The organism is Chitinimonas prasina (assembly GCF_030160395.1).
In the GTDB taxonomy this organism is placed as follows: domain Bacteria; phylum Pseudomonadota; class Gammaproteobacteria; order Burkholderiales; family Chitinimonadaceae; genus Chitinimonas; species Chitinimonas prasina.
In genome coordinates this window covers 74,124-89,585 of sequence record NZ_BSOG01000008.1, presented here as the reverse complement: position 1 = coordinate 89,585, position 15,462 = coordinate 74,124, and the positions used below count along the sequence as shown (strand labels likewise).

General features: G+C 61.1%; 20 protein-coding genes. 4 read left to right on the top strand and 16 right to left on the bottom strand.

Annotation, left to right across the window (positions count from 1 at the left end; genetic code table 11):
* On the top strand, positions 1-218 hold a 218-nt coding region (locus tag QQK16_RS20900; RefSeq protein WP_284198435.1), incomplete at its 5' end, for a hypothetical protein.
* A gap of 47 nt (positions 219-265) precedes the next feature.
* On the opposite strand, the gene QQK16_RS20895 is transcribed toward QQK16_RS20900, so the two are convergent.
* Entirely contained in the window at positions 266-1,156 is an 891-nt protein-coding gene (locus QQK16_RS20895; RefSeq protein WP_284198434.1) for a LysR family transcriptional regulator, read from the bottom strand.
* 134 nt (positions 1,157-1,290) lie between these two features.
* Here QQK16_RS20895 and QQK16_RS20890 point away from each other — a divergent pair, with 134 nt between their 5' ends.
* The 3 genes from QQK16_RS20890 to QQK16_RS20880 all read left to right on the top strand — a co-directional run bounded on the left by QQK16_RS20890 (position 1,291) and on the right by QQK16_RS20880 (position 3,489).
* Positions 1,291-2,154: an MBL fold metallo-hydrolase gene (locus QQK16_RS20890; protein ID WP_284198433.1), complete on the top strand. Its 864-nt coding sequence runs from the start codon at positions 1,291-1,293 to the stop codon at positions 2,152-2,154.
* Positions 2,148-2,852, top strand: a complete 705-nt coding sequence (locus QQK16_RS20885; RefSeq protein ID WP_284198432.1) for a DsbA family protein — start codon at positions 2,148-2,150, stop codon at positions 2,850-2,852. Before QQK16_RS20890 ends, QQK16_RS20885 begins: the two co-directional genes overlap by 7 nt.
* A gap of 115 nt (positions 2,853-2,967) precedes the next feature.
* On the top strand, positions 2,968-3,489 hold the full coding sequence (locus QQK16_RS20880) for a GNAT family N-acetyltransferase (protein WP_284198431.1): 522 nt from the start codon (positions 2,968-2,970) through the stop codon (positions 3,487-3,489).
* Between the two features lie 107 nt (positions 3,490-3,596).
* Here the strand turns inward: QQK16_RS20880 and cydX are convergent, their stop codons facing one another.
* The 15 genes from cydX to QQK16_RS20805 all read right to left on the bottom strand — a co-directional run bounded on the left by cydX (position 3,597) and on the right by QQK16_RS20805 (position 15,429).
* Positions 3,597-3,740 carry a cytochrome bd-I oxidase subunit CydX gene (gene cydX, locus QQK16_RS20875; protein ID WP_284198430.1) on the bottom strand — a complete coding sequence of 48 codons (144 nt, stop codon included), beginning with the start codon at positions 3,738-3,740 and terminating at the stop codon, positions 3,597-3,599.
* A gap of 13 nt (positions 3,741-3,753) precedes the next feature.
* Complete coding sequence (cydB, locus tag QQK16_RS20870) at positions 3,754-4,890, bottom strand: cytochrome d ubiquinol oxidase subunit II (protein ID WP_308447094.1); 1,137 nt, start codon at positions 4,888-4,890, stop codon at positions 3,754-3,756.
* Positions 4,891-4,902: 12 nt separating this feature from the next.
* Entirely contained in the window at positions 4,903-6,462 is a 1,560-nt protein-coding gene (locus QQK16_RS20865) for a cytochrome ubiquinol oxidase subunit I (RefSeq protein WP_284198429.1), read from the bottom strand.
* Complete coding sequence (gene cydP / locus QQK16_RS20860) at positions 6,446-6,700, bottom strand: cytochrome oxidase putative small subunit CydP (protein ID WP_284198428.1); 255 nt, start codon at positions 6,698-6,700, stop codon at positions 6,446-6,448. The genes QQK16_RS20865 and cydP overlap by 17 nt, the downstream gene beginning before the upstream one ends.
* Before the next feature lie 5 nt (positions 6,701-6,705).
* Positions 6,706-7,269, bottom strand: coding sequence for a GbsR/MarR family transcriptional regulator (locus tag QQK16_RS20855; protein WP_284198427.1), 564 nt, complete (start codon positions 7,267-7,269; stop codon positions 6,706-6,708).
* A 121-nt stretch (positions 7,270-7,390) separates the two neighbouring features.
* On the bottom strand, positions 7,391-7,633 hold the full coding sequence (locus QQK16_RS20850) for a hypothetical protein (protein WP_284198426.1): 243 nt from the start codon (positions 7,631-7,633) through the stop codon (positions 7,391-7,393).
* Between the two features lie 8 nt (positions 7,634-7,641).
* The gene (pabC, locus tag QQK16_RS20845; protein ID WP_284198425.1) at positions 7,642-8,487 is read right to left on the bottom strand and encodes an aminodeoxychorismate lyase; all 846 of its coding nucleotides are present in this window, start codon (positions 8,485-8,487) and stop codon (positions 7,642-7,644) included.
* Positions 8,488-8,527: 40 nt separating this feature from the next.
* Positions 8,528-9,826 carry an aminodeoxychorismate synthase component I gene (locus QQK16_RS20840; RefSeq protein ID WP_284198424.1) on the bottom strand — a complete coding sequence of 433 codons (1,299 nt, stop codon included), beginning with the start codon at positions 9,824-9,826 and terminating at the stop codon, positions 8,528-8,530.
* 146 nt (positions 9,827-9,972) lie between these two features.
* Positions 9,973-11,214: a beta-ketoacyl-ACP synthase II gene (fabF, locus tag QQK16_RS20835; protein WP_284198423.1), complete on the bottom strand. Its 1,242-nt coding sequence runs from the start codon at positions 11,212-11,214 to the stop codon at positions 9,973-9,975.
* Between the two features lie 182 nt (positions 11,215-11,396).
* Positions 11,397-11,636 carry an acyl carrier protein gene (acpP, locus tag QQK16_RS20830; protein WP_284198422.1) on the bottom strand — a complete coding sequence of 80 codons (240 nt, stop codon included), beginning with the start codon at positions 11,634-11,636 and terminating at the stop codon, positions 11,397-11,399.
* A gap of 91 nt (positions 11,637-11,727) precedes the next feature.
* Positions 11,728-12,471, bottom strand: a complete 744-nt coding sequence (gene fabG, locus QQK16_RS20825; RefSeq protein WP_284198421.1) for a 3-oxoacyl-ACP reductase FabG — start codon at positions 12,469-12,471, stop codon at positions 11,728-11,730.
* A gap of 31 nt (positions 12,472-12,502) precedes the next feature.
* Complete coding sequence (locus tag QQK16_RS20820) at positions 12,503-12,754, bottom strand: hypothetical protein (RefSeq protein WP_284198420.1); 252 nt, start codon at positions 12,752-12,754, stop codon at positions 12,503-12,505.
* 26 nt (positions 12,755-12,780) lie between these two features.
* Positions 12,781-13,707, bottom strand: coding sequence for an ACP S-malonyltransferase (gene fabD / locus QQK16_RS20815; protein ID WP_284198419.1), 927 nt, complete (start codon positions 13,705-13,707; stop codon positions 12,781-12,783).
* A gap of 13 nt (positions 13,708-13,720) precedes the next feature.
* Complete coding sequence (locus QQK16_RS20810) at positions 13,721-14,356, bottom strand: glutathione S-transferase family protein (RefSeq protein ID WP_284198418.1); 636 nt, start codon at positions 14,354-14,356, stop codon at positions 13,721-13,723.
* Positions 14,357-14,469: 113 nt separating this feature from the next.
* Positions 14,470-15,429 carry a beta-ketoacyl-ACP synthase III gene (locus QQK16_RS20805; protein ID WP_284198436.1) on the bottom strand — a complete coding sequence of 320 codons (960 nt, stop codon included), beginning with the start codon at positions 15,427-15,429 and terminating at the stop codon, positions 14,470-14,472.
* Between the last annotated feature and the right edge of the window lie 33 nt (positions 15,430-15,462).

The window sequence follows — 15,462 nt, the reverse complement described above, 5'->3', positions numbered from 1 at the left end:
CGCTTATCGGTTGTATCTTGTTAAAGAGCGTTTGCTTCTTCAGACCCACTCCGCTAAACTCATTCGTTTCGCTTCGTTTTTGTCTGCGTCAGCAGCAAGGAGGCGAACTATACGTCCCACAGATAATCACGTCAACACCTATTCGCAAAATTCTTATCGGCAGCGCGAATATCCCGTATCAGATCAAGCTGCCAGAAGGCCCGTTCAGCCTGATCTGACGGCCCTAAAGACCATATTCAGGGGCAGGCATTCGCCACGCTGGCAATTACCAACGCCGATCGGCAAATCGTGCAACCAGGAAATCCAGCAGCGTCCGTATCGCTGGGGATAGCTGCCGGCGCGATGGATATAAGCCATAGATAGTCATCTGCGGCGGCTGCCAGCCTGGCAACACGGCCACCAGCTCACCACCAGCCAGCAAATGGTTGGCCAGATAGGTGGGCTGTAGCGCGATACCTCCCCCTGCCAGGGCTGCCTGCAACAGCACCGTTGCCTCATTGGCCGTAAAGCGCGGGGTGACACTGACTTCCTGCCAAGCTTCGCCCTGGCTGAAGCGCCAGGTGCTGCGGCCAAAATTGGCATAGCCCAGGCAACGATGCTGGCTCAGCTCCACCGGGTGCTGCGGATGGCCATGGGCCGCCAGATAGGCAGGCGCTGCCACCAGCACGGAATCGCAAGGCGCCAATGGACGGGCAATCAGCGCAGGGTCAGGGTCGGCACTGATGCGCACCGCCAGGTCGATGCGCGACTCGACCAGGTTCACGGCCCTGTCCCCCACATCCAGATCTATCTTCAGTAGCGGATGCATGGTCAGAAAGTCACTGATGGCCGCCGCCAGGTGGCCGTAGGCAAACGACATGCTGCAGGTCAACCGCAACTGCCCTCGCAGCAACCCGTCGGGCGGAGATATCTCCGCCTCCACCTCCTCGACCAATGCCAGCATCTGCTGGCTGCGCCGCAAGCATTGCTCGCCGGCATCGGTCAGCGCCACACGCCGGGTAGTGCGCTGCAACAGGCGGGCACCCAGCCATTGCTCCATCTCAGCCACATAGCGGGTCACCATGGCGCGCGACATATCCAGGCGCTCGGCACTGGCGGTAAAGCTGCCGGTCTGGGCCACATCGGCAAACACACGCATCGCCAACAATCTATCCATATCACTTGCTCGATATACGCAACAAACATGAACAGATTAGCCGATTTATCCGAACGAATTAAGCCACTAAAGTGCACCTCACTGAAAACGACGCGGGATTAGGCCCGTTGTCGTCACAACCAAGGAGTTACACCATGCTGCGCCCCACCCTGCTCGCAACCGCCCTGTTCAGCTTGGCCGCCACCACCCAGGCAGCCCAGCCCCTGCAACTCAAACTCTACAACGCCGATGCGGGCAGCTTTCACGCCAATTCGGTGCTGATCACCGGCAGCAGCGAAGCCATGGTCATCGACGCCGGCTTCACCCAGGCAGATGCCTATCGCATTGCCGCCCACGTCCTCGATAGCGGCAAGACGCTCAAGACCATATTGATCAGCAATGCCGACCCCGACTATTACTTCGGCGCGGCAACGCTCAAGAACCTGTTCCCCCAGGCAGACATCGTCGCCAGTCCCGCTGTGGCAGAGAAGATCAAGGCCAAGCAGCCCGCCAAGCTGGCTTATTGGGGCCCCAAGATGGGCGCCAACGCTCCCATGCAGTCCGTACTGCCGCAGCCTCTCTCCAGCAATACCCTGCTGCTGGATGGTGCCACCATCGAGTTGCGTGGCACTCATGGGGCCTTGGCGCATCGTCCCTATGTCTGGATTCCTTCCTTGCGTACCATCGCGGGTAATGTCGCCGTCTTCAGCAAGCTACACGTCTGGACCGCCGACACACAGCAAGAGATTGAGCGCAAGGCCTGGCTGAGCCAACTGGAGGAGATGCAGGCACTGCAGCCGGCCATGGTGATTCCCGGCCATATGGCGACAGGCGGCGCACTTGACGCCAGCGCCATCCAATACACCCGTGACTACCTGCTTCGCTTCGACGCTGCCAGCCAGCAAGCCAAGACCAGCGACGAACTGATAGCCGCCATGCAACGCGCCTACCCCGAGGCCGGCCTGGGCATCGCACTTGATATTGGCGCCAAGGTCCGTATGGGAGACATGAAGTGGTAAGCCCCGCCCTGCACTATTACTACGACCCCTTGTGCGGCTGGTGCTACGGCACCGCCCCCTTGATTGCCATCGCAGCAAGCCTGCCCGGCGTCGCCCTGCACCTGCATGCCGGCGGTATGCTGGCGGGTGATCAACGCCGCCCCATCAGCCCGGCCTGGCGAGACTATGTATTGCCACACGATCAACGTATCGCCGAACTCAGTGGCCAGCCCTTTGGTATTGGCTATAGCGACGGACTGCTGCGCGATAGCACGGCCATGCTGGATTCGGCACCGCCCATCAGTGCCATCCTGGCGGCCGAGTCAGCCGCCGGCATGGGCCTGGCCATGCTGCATCGCCTGCAGCAAGCCTACTATATTGCGGGCCAACAGATTGCCGATCCTGCGGTCCTGCATCAACTGGCCATTGATCTGGGGCTCGATGCACAAGCCTACGCCAAGGCCTACGAAAAGCTGCAAGGCGCAGAAACCGCCAGCCATATCGCCAGCAGCCGGGCGCAGATGGCACAGCTGGGGGCGCGTGGCTTCCCTACCCTGGTTCTGTTAGATGGCGCGCAGCAGGAAATCCTGCCGCTGGACCGCTACCTGGGCAAACCTGCAGCGTGGCAAGCATGGTTGCGCGACCGGCTGGTAAAGGCGGGCAACGCATCCCAGCCACCACAGCAACTGGCCTGCGACACCGCCAGCTGCACCGTGTGACACGCAGGCTGACGGGCGACACGGCAATTCCCCAGACAGTGGCGAGGATACCTACTTACCGCGCCTGTGGCCTTTGGATAACATGGCGGGTCAGCACCCGCCACCCAGGAATACCATGCGTCTTGTCCACTGTACCGAAGCCCGCCACGCCGAGGCCATACTGGCCATCTTCAATGACGCAATCGTCAATTCCACCGCATTGTATGACTACTACCCCAGGCCGGCCGCCAGCATGGTGGGCTGGTTCGAGACCAAGCGGGCCAATGGCTTTCCCGTCATCGGCTTCGAGGACGATCAAGGCACACTGCTGGGTTTCGCCAGCTATGGCACCTTCCGCGCCTGGCCGGCCTTCAAGTATTCGGTCGAGCATTCCGTCTATGTCCACAAAGACCAGCGCGGCGCCGGCCTGGGTCGCAAACTGCTGGAGGCACTGATAGTCGAAGCACAGGCGCGCGGGGTACATACCCTGGTGGGTGGCATCGATGCCGACAATGCTGGCAGTATCGCCCTGCATCAGCAGCTGGGCTTCAGCCACGCCGGTACCATCCGGCAGGCAGGCTTCAAGTTTGGCCGCTGGCTGGATCTGGCATTCTACCAATTGCTACTGCCTACACCCCAGCAACCGGTGGATGGCTGAACATCACCCAGGAAACATATATATAAGCGCCCCAGTGGTCGGCATGCCCACAGCGCGACCGGCCTCATCCAGCCAGGCCGGGCAATGCGCTGGCCGGCCGGCAAGCATTACTCCTTGTGCGCCTCGAAGCGGCGCCTGGTTTCGTCTTCGTCACGCTGGCCAAAGGCATAGTTGGCCTCCAGCCACATCACATTGACTACGCCAAAGGCCAGTGCCAGCCCCAAACCCAGTATCCAGGCGAAATACCACATTGCTTGTCCTCTCTTAATAAGCGGTATGGCTGTCACGCCGGATGGTCTCTACCGTCACCGGCCCGCGCAGTACCCGGTAGACCCAACTGGTATAGAGCAGCACGATGGGCAGCAGGATGGCAGTCACCAGCAGCATGGCCCACAGGGTTTTATGGCTGGAGCTGGCATCCCACAGGGTAAGACTGCTCTGGACATCCATGCTCGAAGGCAGCACAAAAGGAAACAGCGACAAGCCCGCCGTCAGCAGGATGGCGACTATCGCCGCAGCGCTGGCCAGGAATGCCGCCCAGCGCCAGCCACGCCAAGCCGACAAACTGGCTAGCAAGGCTGCCGCCACGCCGCTGGCAGGCAGCAGCCATAACCAATCCCAACGACCATAGTTGTGCAGCCAGCCGCCCGCTACGCGGGTGACTGTCTTCTCAAATGGCGTCAGTGCCTTGGCCACTTCGCCCTGGCTTTGCAGGCTTAAACCCGCCATGCCCGCCAGCCACACACCACCCAGGATGAACAGCAGCGCCAGCAGGCAGCCCAACACCATGGCAGCCCGCCGCGCACGCAAGCCGACCGCAGCCTCGGTACGCAACAGCAACAAGGTAGCGCCATGCAATGCCAGCAGGCAGGCCGATACTAAGCCGCAATACAGGCCAAACGGGTTCAGCTGGTCCAGCAGGCCACCACCATAACTGACCCGCATGGTGTCATCGAAACGAAAGGGCAGGCCGACAAACAGATTGCCAATCGCGATCCCGAACACCAGCGCCGGCACCAGACCGCCGACAAACAGCCCCCAGTCCCAGAAGCTGCGCCAATGCGGGTTGGCCAACTTGCTGCGGTAGTCGAAACCCACCGGGCGCAGGAACAGCGCACATAGCGCCAGCACCAGGGCGTAGTAGAACACCGAGAAGCCCGCCGCATACACCAGCGGCCAGGCGGCAAAGATGGCACCACCGGCCAGCACCAGCCAGACCTGGTTTCCTTCCCAGGTGGGCCCCACCACATTGATGGCCACCCTGCGTTCTTCATCGGTACGGCCCACATAGGGCAGCAGGATGGCCACCCCCATATCAAAGCCATCCATCAAGGCAAAGCCGATCAGCAGGGTCGCCAGCAGCCCCCAACAGATCAATTTCAGCGTGTCGTATTCCAGCATGTGGCGCTCCTTCTAAGCAGTAGTGGCTTCGCCGTGATAGCGCCCGGTACCCAGGCTGGCCGGCCCCAGCCGTATATATTTGAGCATCAGATACATCTCCACCACGAACAGGCCCAGGTAAATGGCACCGATACCCAGCAGACTGGTCCACACCTGGCTGGCCTCAATGCTGGAGACCGACAGATGGGTAGGCAGGATGCCCGAGATGGTCCATGGCTGCCGGCCATACTCCGCCACAAACCAGCCCAGCTCTGCCGCCACCCAAGGTAAGGGGATGGCGACCACACACAGGCGCAGCAACCAGCGCCGGGGCGCCAGCTGCTTGCGCGCCAGATACCAGAAGCTGGCGCCAAAGATGAACAGGAACAGAAAACCCAGCCCCACCATGCCACGGAAGGCCCAGAATAGCGGTGCCACCTGCGGAATGGTGTCGCTCACCGCCTGGGCAATCTGCGCTTCGGTCGCATCCACCACCCTGGGCGTGTACTTCTTCAGCAGCAGGCCAAACCCCAGGTCGGCCTTGTGCTGCTCGAATTGCAACAGCACAGCGTCGGACCTGTCGCCCGCCTTCAGCTTCACCAGTGCCTCATAGGCCTTCATGCCGCGGCGTATGCGCAGATCATGGTTGCGCTTCAGATCCTTGATGCCTATTACCGGCTCGTCGACCGAGCGGGTAGCAATCAGGCCCAGTGCGTAGGGCACCTTCACCGCATAGTCGGTACGCTCCTCGGCCTGGTTGGGCAGGCCAAACAGGGTCAGCCCTGCTGGTGCCGGATGGGTTTCCCACTCCGCCTCGATCGCTGCCAGCTTCACCTTTTGCACCTCGCCCGTGGTGTAACCCGATTCGTCGCCCAGCACGATGACCGACAGGCTGGCTGCCAGGCCAAAGCCCGCCGCAATGGCAAACGAGCGTATGGCAAAGCCAGTATCACGGGCGCGCAGCAGGTAGAACGCCGATATGCCCAGCACGAACATGGCACCCGTGACATAGCCAGCGGCCACCGTGTGCACGAACTTGGCCTGCGCCACCGGGTTGAAGAACACTTCCGACAGACTCACCAGCTCCATGCGCATGGTGTGGTAGTTGAACTCTGCGCCCACCGGGTTCTGCATCCAGGCATTGGCGATCAAGATCCACAAGGCCGAGAGATTGGTGCCCAGCGCCAGCAGGGTGGTCACCATCAGGTGCTTGACCGGGCTCAGGCGGTTCCAGCCAAAGAAGAACAAGCCGATAAAGGTGGACTCCAGAAAGAAGGCCATCATGCCCTCTATCGCCAAGGGCACGCCGAAGATATCGCCCACATAGTGGGAGTAATAGGCCCAGTTGGTACCGAACTGGAACTCCAGCGTCAGCCCGGTGGCCACCCCCATGGCAAAGTTGATGCCGAACAGTTTGCCCCAGAAGCGGGTCATGTCTTGATACACCTGCCGGCCTGTCATGACATAGGCCGCTTCGCAGATCACCAGTATCCAGGAGAGCCCCAGCGTCAATGGCACAAACAGGAAGTGGAACATGGCCGTCAACGCAAACTGCAGGCGTGACAGGGTGACCACATCATCGGGTGAGATCATGGGAAGCTCCGCGAGTCGGGGATACAGGGGGTACAGGCTTGGCCGCCGTGCCGAGCAGTTGCTGCTCCACCTGCGGCTGGGGTATGGTCATGTGGCGGGCCAATGGTTCGCTGAACCAGAGGTGCTTGGCGGTAAAGAAGAGGGTGAGCTTGACCACCACGATCACGCTCAACTCCAGCCACAAGCGGGGTCGGCGCGTGGTAAGGGCAGGTCTGGGGCCTGGTTCGGGGTCAGTCATGGTGGTCAAGCCTCGCCGCCATCACGGCCACCGAACTTGAGCTTGTCGGCGAACTCCAGCACCTTTTGTACCTTGGCACCCAGTTGCATCAGCCGTATCACCGTCTCGGGCGAGAGCCGCTGCACTTCATCCAGCCAGCCTGTGGTCAGCTCGATCAGCCCGTGCATTTCTCGCATGCGATCCTGGGCAATCTGGTCCGCCTCGCTATCGGGGCGTTCCAGCAACGCCTCGCGCAGCATGCTGAGGGTAGGTTCTATCTCGCGGCGACGGCGCTCCTCCATCAACACCCGGAAGATGTCCCAGACATCCTTGGGCGGCTCAAAGAAGTCGCGCCGGTCACCAGGCAGGTGTACCAGCTTGACCAGACGCCAGGCCTGCAGCTCCTTGATGCCTATGCCGACATTGGAACGGGAAAACGCCAGCGTCTCGCCTATTTCGTCGGCACATAGCGGCTTGCCGCTGATGTAGAGCAAGGCATAAATCTGCCCTACGGTGCGATTGACACCCCAGCGGGAGCCCATTTCACCAAAGTGCAGCACAAAGCGTTCAGCCAGCGGAGTCAGGTTCATGTTCAATTTCCAGTATTTACTGGAAATTTAAACATTCCTGCTAATTATGGCAAGTACAGATGTAAAAAAGCCGGCAATCAGCCGGCCTACTGTTTACTGCGAAGGCTGTTCACCATAACGGTTACTTCTGCAGACGCAGGCAGTACTTGTCGTAGTCTGCCTCTATCTTGGCCTGCTTGGCCGCCATCTTCTCCAGATCCCAAGGCTTGGCGCCCATTTTTTTTCGCTTCTCTATCAGCACCAACTCGTTGACGTACTTCTCGCACCGGGCTTTCTCCTTGCCCGGCAAATGCTCGTAGAAGATGGGGGAGTACTTGTCCGGCAATGTTGGACCTGCGGCCTGCGCGGGTACCAACAGCAGCATGGGTAAGATCAAACGGGCAAGCATAGATGGCTCTCTTCACGACACAATGAGTTGATACGGTGGTTAAATTGCGCAGCCAGGCTGAAATCCTGCCATAGGCGCTGACCACAACGCCCCACCGGCACCACGCCAGCCAGACTATTGCTCAGCAGCACAGCCTCGGCCCCCAGCATGACATCCGCATCGAAAGACCGCAACACGATTGGCAAGCCCAACTCGGTCGCAAGCTGCAACACCATCTCGCGCATTACGCCAGCCACGCCACAATCCGTCAGCGGGTGTGTCAGCAAGCAACCATCCTGCAGCAGATAGAGATTACTCATCACCCCCTCTACCAGCTCGCCTCGCGCATTACGCATCAGGCCTTCAAATATCGCCGGATCGCTCCACTCCCGCCTGGCCATCACCTGATCCAGCCGGTTCAGATGCTTGACCCCGGCCAATCCGGGCTGTATCGGCAACAACCAGTCGCACAGCCTGATGGCTGCGCCATCACGGTAAAGCGCCTCAGGATAGGCAGGCAAGGGGCCGGCCAATACCAGCCGGGTAGGCGGCGCGTCCGGTGCACAGGCATAGCCCCTGGCAGCCACCCCACGCGTCACCATCAACTTGATGCTGGCGTCCCAAGGCGCCAGTCTTGCCAAATCGGCCAACCAAAGGGCTTCATCCGGGCACGCCATGCCCAGCCGCTCACAATCGGCTTGCAGCCTCGCATACTGCCTGGGCCAGGCCAGCACCCGCCCGGCCTGACAGCGCAGGGTACGGAACACTCCGTCGCCATAGGCCAGTCCGCGATCCCGCGGAGAGATTACGGCATCGATCTCGCCATTGATCAAGGCGGTTTGCTCGGTCACGCCTCACCCTTTCCCTCACCTGGCTGATGCGACCAACGCACTAGTGCTGCACCCCCAGGGCGCGCAGCAAGCCCCTGGCCTTGGCGCGCGTCTCATTCAGTTCCCGCTCGGGATCACTGTCGGCCACGATGCCAGCCCCAGCGCGGAAGTACAAGGCATCACCGTCCTGCATAAAGGTACGGATCAGGATATTCAGGTCCAGCGAGCCATCTTGATTGATATAGCCCAGGCTGCCGGTATAGGCGCGGCGCGGCCTGTCTTCCAGCTCCCGGATGATCTGCATGCAGCGCACCTTGGGGCAGCCGGTAATCGTGCCGCCGGGGAACAAGGCCCGCAATACCCCCGCCACATGCTGCCCTGCGCTCAGAGTACAGCTGACGGTGGACTCGATATGGTGGACATACGTATAACTGGTCACCTCCATCAAGGCATCAACCTTTACCGTACCCGGTACGGCAATACGCCCAAGATCGTTGCGCTCAAGGTCAATCAACATGATGTGCTCAGCCCGCTCCTTGGTCGAAGCCAGCAACCTGGCCTTCTGTGCAGCGTCCTCTTGCGGATCGGCGGAACGCGGATGCGTGCCAGCGATGGGGCGCGTCTCCACCCGGCCCTGCCTGTCTATCCTCACCAAGCGCTCGGGCGATGAACTGACGATAGCCTGGCCGCCCCCCAGATCCACATAGGCCGAGAAGGGCGCAGGATTGGCGCGGCGCAACTGGGCGAACAGATCCAGCGGCCCGGCGCCATCGGCCAACCTGGCGTCCCAGCCGCGCGACAGATTGACCTGGAATACATCGCCCTCGCGGATATAGTCCTTGCAGCGCAAGGTCCCCGCCAGGAACGCCGCCGGCTCGTCCTCACCCAGTTGCTGCAAGGCAATAGCCTGCGGCGCAAAGACCGGCACGGCGGCCAGCAATGCCTGCAGACTGGCCAGCTGCGCCTCGGTCTCCGCCACCAGCACCGCCCCACCCTGGCCTCGTCTTACCAATACGGCAGCCGGCACCCTGGCCAGCAGCCCCAAGGGGAAGTCCCTGTCCTGTCGCGCCGGCACCGTAGGTTCCAGTGTCTCAAGCCACTCATAGCCCAGATAGGTGAACCAGCCGCCACTAAAGGGCAACTCCCCCGCCGCCATCTGGGGCGCTACAGCGATACGGGCAAGGTCGTCGTACAGTGCCCGCCCCTCGTGCCCGGCATAGACACGCACCGACATAGGCAGGGCGAACAGGATGTCCCAGCCGGCGTCACCAGCAGACTGCAACAGATAGGGGAAGGCAGCCGGATGGGCCGCAGCCAGCGCCAGCAGATCGGGCGTGGTGTCTAGCGATAAGGTTGGCATCGCGCAGCAAATCAATGAAAACGCCGCGCAGTCTCCCGCGCGGCATTCTGTTTGGCAAGCCGCTTGGCGAGTATTCCGCCAGGAGGCCTGCCGCCACAGGGCAGTACGCTACGCCGTGCTAGCGCGCAACGCCTCTTGCGCCCTGGCTAGGCCCGCTTGAACACCAGCGTGCCATTGGTTCCGCCAAACCCGAAGGAGTTGGAGATCGCGACCCGGATAGTCATGTCACGGGCCGTATTGGCCACGTAATCCAGATCACAGCCCCCCTCGATATCCTGCTCGAACAGATTGATGGTGGGCGGGCTCTTCTGGTGGTGCAACGCCAGGATGGAATACACCGCCTCCACCCCACCCGCGCCACCCAGCAAGTGACCCGTCATGGACTTGGTAGAGTTGACGGCCAGCTTGCGGGCATGGTCACCAAAAGCGATCTTGAGTGCATTAGTCTCGTTGGCGTCTCCCAGCGGCGTGGAGGTACCGTGGGCGTTGACGTAGTCGACCTCGTCAGGATTGACGCCAGCATCCCGCAACGCATTCTGCACGCCACGCGCCGGGCCTTCGGCATTCGGCGCGGTGATGTGGTGGGCGTCCGAGCTCATCCCAAAACCGGCCAGCTCCGCATAGATGGTGGCGCCGCGCTTGACCGCGTGCTCGTACTCTTCCAGCACCAGCACCCCTGCTCCCTCGCCCATGACAAAGCCGTCACGGCCCTTGTCCCAGGGGCGCGAAGCCGTAGTCGGATCGTCATTGCGGGTAGACAGCGCCTTCATGGCTGCAAAACCGCCTATGCCCAGGCGGGCGATGGCACATTCGGCCCCCCCAGCTACCATGATGTCGGCGTCGCCGTACTGGATCATGCGGCCAGCATCCCCTATGCAGTGGGCGCCAGTGGTACACGCCGACACGATGCCATAGGAGGGGCCTTGATAGCCCTTGATGATGCTGACGTGGCCGGCGATCAGGTTGATCAGCGAACCAGGAATAAAGAAAGGACCGATCTTGCGGGGACCGCCCTGCATCAGATCCACGCCGGTTTCCTCGATCAGGGGCAGGCCGCCGATACCCGAGCCGATATTGACGCCGACACGGGTCTTGTCCAGGCCAGCAATATCATCCAGGCCGGCATCCTTGATGGCATCCAGCGCAGCGGCAATGCCGTAATGGATAAAGGTATCCATGCGGCGCGCCTCTTTGGGCGAAATGTATTGGTTGACATCGAAGCCACGCACTTCCCCAGCGATCTGGCAGGCCATATCGCTGGCATCAAAACGGGTGATGGTGCCGATACCGCTCTTGCCGGCCAGCAAATTGGCCCATCCTGAAGCGACATCATTGCCCACAGGAGAAACATGGCCCAGGCCAGTAACGACAACTCTGCGTTTGGACATTGGAACTTCCTATCGAGAACAGCTGCGCATCACTCTACATGACTCGCATGACAATACACCACGGTCAAACAAGCGACCGATCAAATTAAACAGCAAATGTGACAAGACCCCGCCGCGAGCAAACGCGTCGGGGTCTTGCACACCCTGCAGCCAAGCCGGTCAAGGTCTGGCTCACAGCTGGATTACTTGCCCTGATGGCTCTTGACGTAATCGATGGCTTGCTGAACGTTGGTGATCTTTTCGGCTTCTTCGTCCGGAATTTCGCACTCGAATTCTTCTTCCAGCGCCATCACGAGCTCAACGGTGTCGAGCGAGTCGGCACCGAGGTCTTCAACGAAGGACGAGTCGATCTTGATATCGGCTTCGTTGACGCCCAGCTGTTCGGCGACGATCTTCTTCACGCGTTGTTCGATATTTTCCATTCTTGAACCCAAACCTTTCGTGTTGGATGGTCAAAAGCGCCCGCATTCTATCAAAAAACGGCGACGCCAAAAAACGGAGTGAAAACTCCAATTAATTCATGTACATACCGCCGTTTACATGCAGGGTAGTACCCGTCACGTAAGCGGCTCGGTCCGATGCAAGGAAGCCCACGGCATCGGCAATCTCCTGTGGCTGGCCCAAACGCTCCAGCGGAATCTGCGCTAGCAGCTTCTGCTTGTAGTCATCCGCCAGGCTTGCTGTCATATCCGTATCGATAAAACCGGGGGCCACGCAGTTGACCGTGATATTGCGGCTGCCTACCTCACGTGCAAGCGACCGCGTAAAACCCATCATGCCTGCCTTGGCGGCGGCGTAGTTGGTCTGACCGGCAGAGCCGGATGCACCCACTACCGAAGCAATGCTGATGATGCGCCCCCAGCGAGCCTTCATCATGCCACGCAATACGGCCTTGGATAGCCGATATACGGAACGCAGGTTGGTATCCATGACGGCATCCCAGTCCTCTTCCTTCATCCGCATCAGCAACTGATCACGGGTAATACCCGCGTTGTTCACCAGCACGGCAATGGTGCCATGGGTTTTCTCGACCTGCTCAAGCGCGGCATCCAGAGCGGCGCTGTCGTTCACGTCGAGCGCCAAGCCCTGGCCCGGATAGCCAGCAGCAGCCAGATAGTCCGATATGGCCTGCGCACCCGTGTCACTAGTTGCCGTGCCTATCACGATGGCACCCTCTTTGCCCAGGGTCTCGGCGATAGCCCGGCCTATGCCGCGGGATGCACCGGTAACCAGTGCTACTTTGCCTGTTAGGGACATGCGTCGTCTTCCTCGCTCACTTGCTCAATCGTCAATTGTTCGTCAGGCGCCAGATCATCGAGGCCAGCCAAAGACCGCCCCCCGCCACCTGCATGATCAAGGCCTTGCCGCTGGGCCTGGCACCATCACCGCTCAAGTACTGTCCCAGCTTGCCGGCCGCATACAGGAAGAAACCCGCACCAGCAGCCAACGACCATGCCACACCATTGACCAGCCCGTCATGCACACGCGTCACCCCCAGCAGCAGTGCCAGCGGGATAAACAACCTGTCTATCCAGGGCATGCGGCGAAAACACTCCACCACCCGGTTCACAGTGCCGCCTTCAGCTTGTCGAAACTGGCCGGCTCGGTCAGTGCCATGCCACTCAGTTCGCCATTGATACGCTTGGTCATGCCCGCCAGCACCTTGCCTGGGCCACATTCGGCCACCACAGTCACTCCGTACTGGGCCAGCAGTTGCACGGTCTCTACCCAGCGCACCGGGCTATAAAGCTGGCGCGCCAAGGCCCCTTTGATCTCATGGTCATGTGACCAGGCAGTGACATCTGCGTTATGAATCACCGGAATGGCGGGCGCGCGCAGCACGATGCCCGCCATGGCCGCTTCCAGTTGCACGGCCGCCGGCTTCATCAACGCGCAATGCGAAGGCACCGATACTGGCAGCAGCAAGGCCCGCTTGGCGCCGCGCGCCGTACAAGCCTCACAGGCCCGGTCCACGGCGGCCTTGCTGCCCGCAATTACCACCTGGCCAGGGGTATTGAAGTTCACCGCCTCTACAACCTCGCCTTGCGCCGCCTCGGCACAGGCGGCACGGATGGCATCGTCGTCCAGGCCCAGAATGGCAGCCATGCCACCCTGCCCAGCTGGCACCGCGGCCTGCATGGCCTCTGCCCGCAGGCGTACCAGGCGCACCGCATCCTTGAAATCCAGCGCATCGGCCGCCACCAGGGCCGAGTACTCACCCAGGCTGTGGCCGGCGAGATAGTCCGGCTTGCGGCCACCAGCCGCCAGCCAGGCTCGGTATACCGCCACGCCTGCCGCCAGCATTGCCGGCTGGGTATTGACGGTCGCGTTGAGCGCCTCGTCCGGGCCGCCGGCTATCATGGCCGCCAGGTCAAAACCGAGCGCCTCGCTCGCTTCAGCCAGCGTCTGCCGCACCACATCGCTATCAGCGAAGGCATTCAACATGCCTATGGCTTGCGAACCCTGACCAGGAAAAACAAATGCAAGTTTCATCTATCGCGCTTCCCTATCCCCGCGCTGCGCGGGCTGCCGCCATATCGGCCAGCACCTTTGCATAGGCAGGGCGTTGCTTCATGTATTCGAGATAAGTCGCCACCGGCAGACCGGCAAACCAGTCACGACCGTAGACCTTGTCGGTAATCCGACTGATCAAGGGGAAATGGACGGCCGCGGCGCAATCCGCCAGGGTAAACATCTCGCCCGCCAAATAGGGTGAAAAGCGGGCTACCCGGCCAAACGCCTGCACACCTCGGTCCAACTGGCGCGCCACCTCTTCCTTGACACCATCGGCCACTGGCGCGCCAAACAAGGCGTGCGGCAGCAAACGACGGGCCACCAGCTCCACATCCTGCTCCAGTATCTGGATCAGCTCACGCACCTTGGCACGTGCCAGCAAGTCCTTGGGCAGCAAGGCCACGTCAGGATAGCGTTCTTCCAGATACTCCAATGCAGCCTGGCTCTCGCAAAAGCGAGTACCATCCACCTCAAAGTAAGGCACCTTGCCTGTGGGGCAGCGCGCCAGAAAATCTGCCTCTTGCGAGGGGCCTGTCGCGATCTCCTCGAAGGCGATACCCTTCTCCACCAGGGTCAGCTTGACCTTGTTGGAGTAGTTCGAGAATGCTGAACCGTAGAGCCTGAACACGCTATCACCCTTGTTTTTCGACGACGTTTCCAGAAAATAAGCGCAGATACTACCCTTCAAGCGGTCAAACCGCTAGCAAGCAGGCGCTTGTTTGATGCGCCGCCGCCCGCCGCCTACCAGCGCAGCAGGGCAGATCCCCAGGCAAATCCGCCGCCTATCCCCTCCAGCAGCAGCAACTCACCCGGCTTGAAGCGACCAGCTCGGGCCGCCTCATCCAGGGCCAGCGGGATGGACGCGGCGGAGGTGTTGCCATGCCTATCCAGGGTGACCACCACCTTGTCCATGCTCAGCCCCAGGTGCTTGGCGGTGGATTCGATAATGCGCAGATTGGCCTGATGCGGCACCAACCAGCTCAGCTCGGACTGCGGCAAGCCCGCCGCAGCCAACGTTTCGGTAGCCAGCTCGGCCAGCGCTTTGACCGCAAACTTGAATACCGCCGGGCCATCCATATGCAGGAAGGGCTTGCCGCTGACATCGCCGTGCATGATGCTGGCCGGGGTTGTCAGGATGTCACGGTAGCGGCCGTCCGCCTTGAGCTTGGTGACCAGAATGCCCGGCTGGTCCGTGGCTTTCAGCACCACTGCGCCCGCACCATCGCCAAACAGCACACAGGTACTGCGATCATCCCAATCCAGTATGCGAGAGAACACTTCCGCCCCCACCACCAGCGCCGTCTTGGCCATGCCACCACGAACAAACTGGTCAGCCGTCGCCAGGGCATAGACAAAACCGGCACAAACGGCTTGCACATCGAAGGCCGGAAAACCATGCACACCCAGCTTGTCCTGCAATATGCAGGCCGTACTGGGGAACACGACATCGGGGGTGGTGGTGGCGACGATGATCAGGTCGATATCGGCTGCGGTAACACCCGCCGCCTCCATCGCCGCCAGGCTGGCCTTGAGCGCCAGATCACTGGTCAGCTCGTCTGCAGCGGCGATACGACGCTCACGGATGCCCGTACGCGTCACTATCCATTCGTCACTGGTATCAACCTGCTGGGCCAACTCGGCGTTGGCCAGTACGCGCGCGGGCAAATAGCTGCCCGTGCCGGCAATGCGGGAATACTGCACTTCGGTCTCTCCATCCGCCGCCTCTTGGGCAGC